Genomic DNA, 9,809 nt, shown 5'->3' with positions numbered 1-9,809 from the left:
CGACCATCACCTGACCCAGTTCATGAAAAGCCGATCAACCAGCCTGCCGCATCACCGGCCACGTCAGCAGACCGGCGGTGCCGCCCCGCCCCCGGGGCCCAGGGGCTACCACACGTTGGTGAAGACCACCGAAACGTTGTCCTGGCGGATGGCCGTGCGGGCCGGCCCGCTCACGCTCGCGGTGTTGTTCTGGTTCGAGGCACCGGTACCCGTGGCCTGCTGCTGGCCCGTCGTGGAGTTCCCGTGGTTGGAGCCCCCGACGCCGCTCCCCACGACCGCCGCGGCAGCCGCGTTGGAACCGCGGTTGGCCACCTGGTTGCCGTTGCCGTCGTCATCGGCGTGGGCCACGCCGGAGAGAAGGACCGCCGCCACAGGCAGAGCGGCAGCAGTGGTGAGGACGCGAGCAGTGCGGGTGCTTGCCATTTCTATTCCTCCAGAACGAGAACGCTGAGCGGAACTGCTGCGAGCAGACCGAGTGCACGGAACCACTGCGCAGCGCCGAGCAGTTGGCCGACCGCCCGGCGGGGTTTTCGACGTCGCGATCCGAGGTTTGCCCACCGAATCCCCGGCGAACCACCCGCCCCTCCCCATTCCCTCGCAAGCATGACCACTCCCGAATAAACCCCCGGCACGCCTGACAGCCCCCGGCCCGCGCCCCTCAGAGAGCCCTTGGGACCCATGCATCACAAGGGCAGAACCGTTCCGGCGAAATTTCGGCCAATTCCGTAAACATGGCCAAGAAGTGAACACCGCTGAGGGCGTAAACGTTCAGGCGGCTCAGGTCAGTAGCGCTGCGGACGCGCGGCGGCGGGGGCAGCCGGGGCGGCCGGGACGGCGCAGGCCGCGTCGAGGAGGACTACCGCCGCGGCCCGCGCGTCGTGCCCGGCCGCGGGGTCCCCGTCGATCGCCGTGATCGTCGTGGCGCCCTCGATGAGGATCAGCAGGTGCCGGGCGAGGGTCTCCGCCCGCCCGGCCCCCGCCCCCGCCCCCGCGAGCAGCTCTTCGAGCAGCTCGCGGTAGCGCGTCAGGTGGGCGCGGGGCAGCTGCCGCACCGGGCCGTCGAGGTGGCGCGTCTCCACGGCGGCGTTGATCACGGCGCAGCCGCAGTAGCCGTCGCGTGCGTACCAGCGTGTGAGCAGGTCGAAGAGGGCGAGCACGCGCTCGCGGCCGGCGGGCACGCCCTCCAGGTGGGTGACCAGCCACCGGTGGATGTGCTCGCTGCGGTACTCCAGCACCGCCTCGACGAGACCTTCCTTGGAGCCGAAGTTGCGGTAGATCGTCAGCTTCGAGGCGCCCGCATGCCGGGCGATCTCGTCCACCCCGACGGTGTGCACCCCACGCTCGTAGAACAGCTGGACGGCACTGGACAGCACGCGGGCCCGGGTCGCACGCGGATCGATGCTCGCTCCCGGCTTCACTGGCATGCCGTCAGTCTAGGGGCGGCACTCAGGAGAAAGTACCGTACGGTACCGTCTCGTTCATGACGCCTCAACTCCGCTTCACCGCCGTACGGTTAGAGGCCGCAGCATGACGTCCGCGCCGCGCGTCCGTACGTTCCACGAGGGTGAGCGGGCCGTGCAGCGGGCCGCCGGGGCCGACGCCAGGGCGGCCCGGATCGCGGGGATCCTCGGCGAGCAGCTCTCCCCCGTCGCCGGGCTGTTCCTCTCCACCGTGTCGTGCGTGGCCCTGGGCACGGCCGACGCGGAGGGCCGGATGTGGGCCACGGTCCTGACCGGCGAGGCCGGGTTCGTACAGACGGGGCCGAAGGCCGTACGCATCTGCGCCGCGCGCCCCGAGGGGGACCCCTGCGTGCCGGACGGCCCTCTCGGCCAGGTCGCCCTCATCGCCATGGACTTCATCCGGCGCCGCAGGTTCCGGGTCAACGGCCGCGTCCGCCGCTGGGACGCGTCCGTGATCGAGATGGACGTGGAGGAGGCGTACGGGAACTGCCCGCGCCACATCCGCCGGCGCCTGGTGGACCCCGCGCCGTTCTCCCAGGGCCCGAAGACCACCGCACTCACCCGGCTGACCGACTGGGAGCGCCGGTTCATCGCCCGCAGGGACACCCTGTTCATCGCCACCCGGCACCCCGGGGCCGGAGCCGACGTCTCCCACCGCGGCGGGCCGGCGGGCTTCCTCCGGGTGGCCGGCCCGGGGCGGGTCGAGCTGCCGGACTACTCGGGAAACGCCCTGTTCAACACCCTCGGCAACCTGTGGAGCCACCCCCGGGTCGGGCTGGTGCTGCCCGACTTCGCGACCGGGCGGACCGTACAGATCAGCGGCCGCGCGGCCGTCGACCACCGGCCGCCGCCGGAGCGGTGGGGGCCGGAGGTGGAGCGGGTGGTGGAGATCGACGTGGAGCGGGTGGTCCGCACGACGACGGACCACCCGGGGTGAGCGGGCCCGGCGGCGCGCACCCGGCCGGCTTACAGGCTGAGTACGGCGCCGGGCCGTTCGTACGCAGACGCGGCATGCGTGGTCCCGACGTACGTGGTCCCGACGTGCGTGGTCGCTGCCTGCTCGGCCTCGGCGTACGCGGCCCCGGCGTACGCGGCCCCGGCGTACGCGGCCCCGGCCTGCGTGCTCCGCGCCCGTCGGCCACCTCCGGGCCTGGTCCCGACGACGACTGTCGCATCCAGCTCGTCGCACTCGACGACCCGCGTCACCAGCCCGCTCCCCACGAACGCCTCGACCGTCCGCGAGGCCTGCCGCTCACTCGTCTCGACCAGCAGGTGGCCGCCCGGCGCGAGCCAGGAGACCGCCGCGGCGGCGACCCGCCGCTGTACGTCGAGCCCGTCCGACCCCCCGTCCAGCGCGACCCGCGCCTCGTGGTCACGCGCCTCGGTCGGCAGCAGGGCGATGGCGTCGGTGGGCACGTAGGGCGCGTTGGCGACGAGCACGTCTATGCGTCCGCGCAGTGCACCGGGCAGGGGCTCGTAGAGGTCCCCCTCGTAGACGACGCCGCTCGCGCCGATGTTGCGGCGGGCGCACTCCACGGCCGCGGGGTCGATGTCGGCGGCGTAGAGCTCGATGCCCTCCACGGCCGACGCCAGCGCGGCGCCCACCGCCCCGGAGCCGCAGCACAGGTCGACGACGACGGCACGCGGAGAGCTGAGCGCGAGGGCCTGCCCGACGAGGAACTCCGTACGCCGCCGCGGAACGAAGACGCCCGCGTCGACGGTTATCCGCAGGCCGTAGAACTCCGCCCAGCCGACCACGTGTTCGAGTGGCAGGCCGGACGCACGCTGCTCCACCATGCCGTCGAGCTCGTCGGGCGTGCGCGCCGCGGAGAGGATCAGCCCGGCCTCGTCCTCGGCGAACACGCAGCCGGCGGCGCGGAGCCTGGAAACGACGAGGGGGAAGGAAGAAGCGGAAGAAGAAGAGGCGGAGAAAGAGGGGTTGAACATGGAGAAGCCTTCCGGATGACCGAAGGGCGCTCTCGCGGTCGGCTAGAGAGAGGAAGCGACCGTACAACCAGGAGAAGAGAGCACCCAGCCTGCAACAGCGGTAATGGGTCTCACCTCCTAGGACGGTTTCCTGCCAACTGCCGCCACAGTACATGATCGGCAGGAGGCGCAACGATCCGGGACACCGGCGCGGGTTCGGGCACGCTGCCGCGGGGGCATTGGCTCCGTTTTCGGACGTACTGCCGGTAGCGCTTGCGTTCCGGGGGTTCGCGCGTGGTGGGATATGGCGATGCGAACCCCCACACGCATACCTTCCCGTCCCCCCAACCCCTATGACGAACTCGCGTCACTGGCGGACCCGGAGCCAGGCCAGGAGCCCAGCCAGGAGCCCGACCAGAAGCCCGGCCAGGCACCCTCGCTGACGGACACGCAGCCGCTCACGGTCCTCCCCCTCCAGCTCCTCCACGGGGACCCCGACGAGGACGAGCCCTGGTCCCCGCCGAACCACCGCCGCGGAAAGCGCGGCCACCGCCGCCGCCGGAGCCCCCTCTCCGCCGCGCCCCGCACCGTCAAGCTGCTGATCGCCCTCTCGCTCTGCACCGGGATCCTGGTGCTGGCGGACCGCTGCGCGCAGATGTACGCGGAGAAGAAGGCGCAGCAGAAGCTTCAGCAGGAACTCCACCTGGCGGCCGCTCCCCAGGTGGACATCCACGGGTTCCCGTTCCTCACCCAGGTCCTGGAGAAGCGCCTGAAGCGTGTGGACGTCACTGTTCCGCACGTGGCCGCGGACCGCGTGTCGCTCGCGAAGGTCCATGCCAGCAGCCGCGACATCCAGCTGACCGGAAACCTGCCGAGCGACGTACGCGGCGCCGTCATCGGCGACCTGGAAGGCGAAGTCCTGCTGTCCTTCGCCGACATGAACCGCGAGCTCGCCGCCTCGCAGATCGCCTTCACCCGCCGCACCGACCATACGATCGGCGCCGACGGAAAACTGACCGTGGGAGGTCAGGAACTGCACGTACGCGCTCAGGCGCAGCTGCAGCTGAACGGAAGCCGCGGCCTGTCCACGGAGGTGGACGACATGAGCCTCGACGTGCCGGGCATCGCCACGTACCGCCCCGGCAAGGGCAGAGGGCTGACCCTGCACCGCGAGACGGCCGAGCGCATCAGCCGCGACGCGGCACGCGCGAAGGCGCTGTTCTCGGTCCCGGCGCTGGCGGAGCGGCTGGGCGTGTCGCAGCAGGACGCCGCGGCAGCTCTCAGGAACGAGGAGAAGCTGCACCGCCTCACGGGCGCCCCCCGCTTCGTCGAACGGCTGACGCACGTCAACCTCATCGATGCGGTGATGGACAACCCGTGGCTGCTGAAGAAGCTCGGCATCGACCCGAAGCTGATCGGCGGCCTGATCCACATGAAACCGCCTGAGCTCTCCGACCGCCTGACCTTCTCGTTCTCCCTCCCCAAGGAGGCGCGCGACCTGCAACTCCGCGACGTGCGAGTGGAGAAGGACGGAATCCGCGCCACGCTGAGGGGCATGGAGCTGCCGGTGGGCAGAACGCCGTAGGGCCGCGGGAACGGGGCCCGTACCGCGCCGCCCCCTCCTCGGACGGGTGAACAGGCTGCGGGCCGGGCTCGTAACCCCGGCCGGTGGAGCAGCATGCCGCCATGAACGCTGGTCGGAACGGCCCTCCCCTGGTCAGGTGCCCGCACTGCCGCAACCCCATGTGGTGGGACGTGACGTACCCGTACAAGCCCGCGTGGTACTGCTCCGTGTGCACCTACCCCCCGGAACGGCAGCGCAGTGCCCACGCCGCGCCGCCCCGCTGCCCGGAGGGCTGTGCCAGTGCCGTGATCCAGACCGGTGACGACGGGACCAAGACGTTCGTCTGCCACCGCAAATAAAAAAGTTTCGCCCGTCCGTCACACTTCCCCGGCGCCATCCGTCAGTGCAGTGACAGCGATGATGAAGCCCTGAGGGAGACAACGATGGAAGCGCGTGCGATCACTGCTGAGGTTCCGGCGGCCCCCCGGATGGCCGTGGACCCCCTGGAGCTCGTTCCCGAGCTGGCCGAGGTGTCGGCGGCGCTGTTCAAGGCCACCGGCAACCGCTCGGTGCCGCGGACCACGATCAGCCTGCTCCAGCTGCGTGCCGGCCAGATCGTCGGCAACACGTACCTGACCGTCCTGCACGCGGGTTTCCTGCGCAAGGCCGGGGAGCCGGAGGAGCGGATCACCGCGGTGGCGTCCTGGCAGGACGCGCCCTGCTTCACCGCTGCCGAGCGGGCCGCGCTGGCGCTGGTGGAGGCCGTCCTGCAGCCCTCCGCTCACGGGGAGCGGGTCTCCGACGAGCTCTACGCGCAGGTGGCCGAGCACTACGAGCCCAAGGCGCTCGCCACCCTGATGATCGCGATCGGCCAGGTCAGCTTCTTCATCCCGATCGCCCTCATCGCCAAGCCCGTCCCCGGCCGGTCGTTCAACGAGCCGTGGAACTGAGGCGGGCCATGGAACTGAGGCGGGCCGTGGAACTGAGGCGGGCCGGGTAGGCGCGGCTGCGCGTGCGTGGCCGTTCCCGTGGCCACGCCCCGCCACCTCTATAGTTTGTGCCGATTCGCTCCATTCCTTCCCGTGAGGGAGTCGGCGTCATGCACGTCCTGCTCATCACCAGCGGCTCCACGGGGGACGTCGCGCCGTTCACCGGCCTCGGGGTCCGCCTGCGGCAGGCGGGCCACGCCGTGACCGTGGCCACCCACGAGCGCTTCGCCGGCCTGATCCGCGCCTGCGGACTGGGCTTCCGCCACCTCCCCCTCGATCCCAGGGACATGCACGAAGCGTGCGCGCAAAGGCTCTCCGGCCGCGCGGACGGCCCCCTGGGGACGCTCACGATCGCCAGACAGGGGGCCGCCTACACGGCCGATCTCGCGCACGGCATCCTCCAGGCGGTGCGGCAGGGCGCGGACGTCGTCGTCGCCTCCGGGCAGACGGCGCTGCCGGCCAAGGCGGTCTCCGACGGCCTGGGCGTACCCAGTACGGGCGCGCTGCTGCAACCCGTCGCCCCGACCGGCGACTTCGCACCGATGGCGCTCGGCCGCCGCTCCGCCGGACGCACGGGCAACCGGCTCATCTCCGGTGCTCTCTGGCGGGCGTTCCACCAGCAATCCGCGTCGACCGTGCGGTGGGTGCGGGCGGAGCTGGGACTGCCGCCGCTGAGCCGGACCGCGCGCCGGCGCCTGGCCGCGAACTGGCCCGTCTGGTACGGATTCAGCCCGCACGTCGTCCCGCGCCCGGCCGACTGGCCCTCCGAGCACCGGCTGGCGGGCTACTGGTGGGCCGAAGAGACGAGCGCCTGGCAGCCGGACCCGCGGCTGGCCGACTTCCTCGCCGCCGGCCCGCCGCCGGTCTTCATCGGCTTCGGCAGCATGCCGTCGCCGCGCGGCGGGCACCACGCGCCGCACGGCCGCCGGCGGCTTTCGGCCGTGTGCACCGAGGCACTGCGCAAGGCCGGGGTCCGGGGCGTGGTGCAGGCCGGGTGGTCAGGGCTGGAGGCCGGAAGCGACGACACCCGGGACGACATCCTGACCGTCGGCGAGGTGTCCCACCGGTGGCTCTTCCCCCGCACCGCGGCCGTGGTGCACCACGGCGGCTGCGGCACCACGGCGGCCGGCCTGCGCGCCGGCGTACCGGCGGTCCCGGTGCCCGTCTTCTACGACCAGCCCTTCTGGTCCGCCCGGCTCCGCTCCCTCGGCGTCGCGCCCGGAGTCCTGCCGATGGCGGACCTGACGGCGGACCGCCTCGCAGCCCTCATCACCCGCGCGGTGCGCGAACCGGCCCGGCGCACGCGGGCCGCCGCGCTCCGCACCGCACTGGCCGCCGAAGACGGCGCGGCCCCCGTCGTCGAAGCCGTCGCAGCACTGGCCCGGTGACCCGGGGATAGTCGCCCGGTCCGCGCCGAACGGCGCCCGGGTCACTCCGCGGGCGGCGTCCCGGCAGGGAGGCGCAGCGCCAGCCCGTCGAGCATGACCTCCAGGCCGTAGGCGAACTTGGAATCACGCAGTCCGACGGGGTCGAGCGCCTCGGTCGCGGCCCGGACGTACGCCTCGGTCAGGTTCTCGTGGCCCTCGGCGGCCTGCTGGGCCTCGGGCATGAGGCGGGCGATGAGGCCGGCCTCCGTGTCGCCGGACCGGGCCACCGTGGTCAGCCAGGCCGCCTCGGCGCTGCTCATGCCCATCACGAACGCGATGAGGGAGTCGATCGCCAGGGTGGGGTCAGGGAAGCCCGCCTTGATGAACAGGGCCGCCATCCGGCTGGAGAAGGCCATCAGGTTGGGGCCCAGGTAGGCCAGGCCGGCCTGGCCCAGCACCGAGGACAGCCAGGGGTGGCGCAGGGCCGTCGCACGGAAGGACGCGGCGGCTTGGGCGGCCGCCGTCCGCCAGTCCGCGGAGTCGGCGGGCGGTACGACCATCTCGCCGAAGACCTCGTCCACGGCGAGCTCCATCAGCTCGTCCTTGGTGGCGACATGGCGGTACAGGGACGTCGCCCCCGCGTTCAGCCGAGCGGCCAGCTTCCGCATGCTCAGGGCCTCGATGCCGTCGGCGTCCAGCATCACGATCGCCTCCCGGACGATCGCGTCCTGGGACAGCCCGGGCTGTTCCGCGGTGCGCGGGCGCCGGGTCCAGACGGAGGGAATGGGCTGCGGCTTCTTGTCGGCGGCCATCGGCTCGCTCCTTTGCGTACGTTGTGCGCATTCAGCGTACAGGGTTCATGGGTTGCGAACACTGTACGCATGGGCGTACGGTGTTCGCATCGCCCGGAACAGTGTGCGCAACATCGGAACGGTGTGCGCAACCCGAAAGGAAAGCCCGATGGCAGCCTCAGTCGCAGGGTCGGAGACCCGCAGTCCGCACCGCTGGTGGATCCTGATCGTGCTGTGCCTCAGCACGCTGGTCCTGGTGGTCGACAGCATGGCGCTGACCGTCGCCGTACCGGCCATGACCGAGGACATCGGGGCGAGCCCCCAGCAGATCCAGTGGATCCTCGACTCCTACGTGCTGGTCTTCGCCGGTCTGCTGCTGACCTCGGGAAGCCTCGGCGACCGGTTCGGCCGCCGGAAAGTGATGATCATCGGTCTGCTGCTCTTCGGGGCGGCGTCGCTGGCCGCGGTGTTCTGCACCACCCCGGGCGAGGTCATAGCCGTCCGCGTGGCCATGGGCGTCGGCGGTGCGCTGATCATGCCGTCCACGCTGTCGATCCTGATCACGGTCTTCGACGAGGAGGAGCGCCCGAAGGCGATGGCGGCCTGGGGCTCGGTGTCGATGCTCGGCCTGGTCGGCAGCCCGGTCCTCGGCGGCATCCTGATCGACCGCTTCTCCTGGCACTCGATCTTCTTCATCAACGTCCCGGTCGTCGTCCTGGCCGTGGCCGCCGGTCTGCTGCTGATGCCCGAGTCCAAGGCCCCCTGGCAGAAGCCCGACCCGCTGGGCGCCGTCCTCTCCGCCGTCGGCATGACCGCCCTGGTCTGGTGGATCGTCGAGATCCCGCAGCACGGCGCCTTCGAGGGCCGCGGGCTGGTCACCCTCGCCGTCGCCGTCGTCTCCCTGGCCGGCTTCGTCGTCTGGGAGAACACCACCGCCTCGCCGATGGTCCCGATGGTCCTCTTCAAGCACCGCAACTTCACCGGCGGTTCGATCTCGCTGGCCCTGGTCCAGATCGGCAACGGCGGCCTGCTCCTGGTCCTCACCCAGTACCTCCAGTCGGTCCTCGGCTACTCCCCGGTCAAGGCCGGCCTGGCGTTCACCCCGCTGGCCGTGGCCGCGCTGATCGGCAACGGCGTCGGCGCCAAGCTCGCCACCAAGGCCGGCCACCGCCGGCTGATCCTGGCCGGCATGCTCCTGATGGCGGGCTCCTTCGGCCTGCTGACCACCGTCACCACCGACAGCGGTTTCACCGTCCCGGCGGTCGCCCTCGGCCTGCTCGGCCTCGGCGCCGGCCTGGCCATGCCGGCCGCCGTGGGCGCCCTGATGGCGACCATCCCGGCCGACAAGGCAGGCGTCGGCTCCGCCCTGAACGACACCATCCAGCAGGCCGGCACCGCCCTCGGCATCGCCATCCTCGGCTCGCTGCTCACCAGCACCTTCTCCGCGGAGATGCCGGCCGGCGCCCCCGAGGAGGCCAAGCAGTCGATCAACGGTGCGCTGTCCGCCGCCCAGGGCGACGCGGGCCTGGTCCAGGCCGCCAAGGACGCCTTCACCGCCTCGATGTCCACCACCCTCACTTTCAGCGCAATCGGCGTCCTGGCCGCCGCACTGCTGGCCGTGGTGGTCATGCGCAAGGACAAGACCGAGGCCCCGGCCGACGATGTCGCCGCCCCGGAAGAGGCCCCCGCGCCGACCGCCTGACCGGCCCGCC

Annotated in this window: 9 protein-coding genes and 1 pseudogene; 6 read left to right on the top strand and 4 right to left on the bottom strand. The window is 71.8% G+C overall.

Annotated elements, in window-relative coordinates; genetic code table 11:
* Positions 1-105: 105 nt before the first annotated feature.
* Both V7793_RS26845 and V7793_RS26840 read right to left on the bottom strand, forming a co-directional pair.
* Complete coding sequence (locus V7793_RS26845; RefSeq protein WP_336010848.1) at positions 106-423, bottom strand: hypothetical protein; 318 nt, start codon at positions 421-423, stop codon at positions 106-108.
* A gap of 359 nt (positions 424-782) precedes the next feature.
* The gene (locus V7793_RS26840) at positions 783-1,424 is read right to left on the bottom strand and encodes a TetR/AcrR family transcriptional regulator (RefSeq protein ID WP_336010845.1); all 642 of its coding nucleotides are present in this window, start codon (positions 1,422-1,424) and stop codon (positions 783-785) included.
* 103 nt (positions 1,425-1,527) lie between these two features.
* Here V7793_RS26840 and V7793_RS26835 point away from each other — a divergent pair, with 103 nt between their 5' ends.
* Positions 1,528-2,397 carry a pyridoxamine 5'-phosphate oxidase family protein gene (locus tag V7793_RS26835; protein WP_336010842.1) on the top strand — a complete coding sequence of 290 codons (870 nt, stop codon included), beginning with the start codon at positions 1,528-1,530 and terminating at the stop codon, positions 2,395-2,397.
* A gap of 209 nt (positions 2,398-2,606) precedes the next feature.
* Here V7793_RS26835 and V7793_RS26830 read toward each other — a convergent pair.
* A pseudogene (locus V7793_RS26830) lies at positions 2,607-3,407 on the bottom strand (putative protein N(5)-glutamine methyltransferase); the annotation flags it as partial.
* Between the two features lie 289 nt (positions 3,408-3,696).
* Between V7793_RS26830 and V7793_RS26825 the strand changes: the two are divergent.
* The 4 genes from V7793_RS26825 to V7793_RS26810 all read left to right on the top strand — a co-directional run bounded on the left by V7793_RS26825 (position 3,697) and on the right by V7793_RS26810 (position 7,327).
* On the top strand, positions 3,697-4,971 hold the full coding sequence (locus V7793_RS26825; RefSeq protein ID WP_336010840.1) for an LmeA family phospholipid-binding protein: 1,275 nt from the start codon (positions 3,697-3,699) through the stop codon (positions 4,969-4,971).
* A 101-nt stretch (positions 4,972-5,072) separates the two neighbouring features.
* The gene (locus V7793_RS26820) at positions 5,073-5,309 is read left to right on the top strand and encodes a hypothetical protein (RefSeq protein ID WP_336010837.1); all 237 of its coding nucleotides are present in this window, start codon (positions 5,073-5,075) and stop codon (positions 5,307-5,309) included.
* An 84-nt stretch (positions 5,310-5,393) separates the two neighbouring features.
* Positions 5,394-5,900 (top strand): carboxymuconolactone decarboxylase family protein, encoded by a 507-nt coding sequence (locus tag V7793_RS26815; RefSeq protein WP_336010835.1) that lies wholly within the window; start codon positions 5,394-5,396, stop codon positions 5,898-5,900.
* A gap of 149 nt (positions 5,901-6,049) precedes the next feature.
* A complete protein-coding gene (locus V7793_RS26810) occupies positions 6,050-7,327 on the top strand; it encodes a glycosyltransferase (RefSeq protein ID WP_336010833.1) in 1,278 nt (425 codons plus the stop codon).
* A 41-nt stretch (positions 7,328-7,368) separates the two neighbouring features.
* Here the strand turns inward: V7793_RS26810 and V7793_RS26805 are convergent, their stop codons facing one another.
* Positions 7,369-8,118, bottom strand: a complete 750-nt coding sequence (locus V7793_RS26805; protein ID WP_336010832.1) for a TetR/AcrR family transcriptional regulator C-terminal domain-containing protein — start codon at positions 8,116-8,118, stop codon at positions 7,369-7,371.
* Between the two features lie 148 nt (positions 8,119-8,266).
* Here V7793_RS26805 and V7793_RS26800 point away from each other — a divergent pair, with 148 nt between their 5' ends.
* Positions 8,267-9,799: an MFS transporter gene (locus V7793_RS26800; protein WP_336010829.1), complete on the top strand. Its 1,533-nt coding sequence runs from the start codon at positions 8,267-8,269 to the stop codon at positions 9,797-9,799.
* The last annotated feature ends 10 nt before the right edge of the window (positions 9,800-9,809 follow it).

Origin of the sequence: Streptomyces sp. KLMMK (assembly GCF_036961605.1) — a bacterium.
In the GTDB taxonomy this organism is placed as follows: Bacteria; Actinomycetota; Actinomycetes; order Streptomycetales; family Streptomycetaceae; genus Streptomyces; species Streptomyces telluris.
Note: the sequence above shows the minus strand (reverse complement) of the source record. Positions and strands in the feature narration are given on the sequence as shown.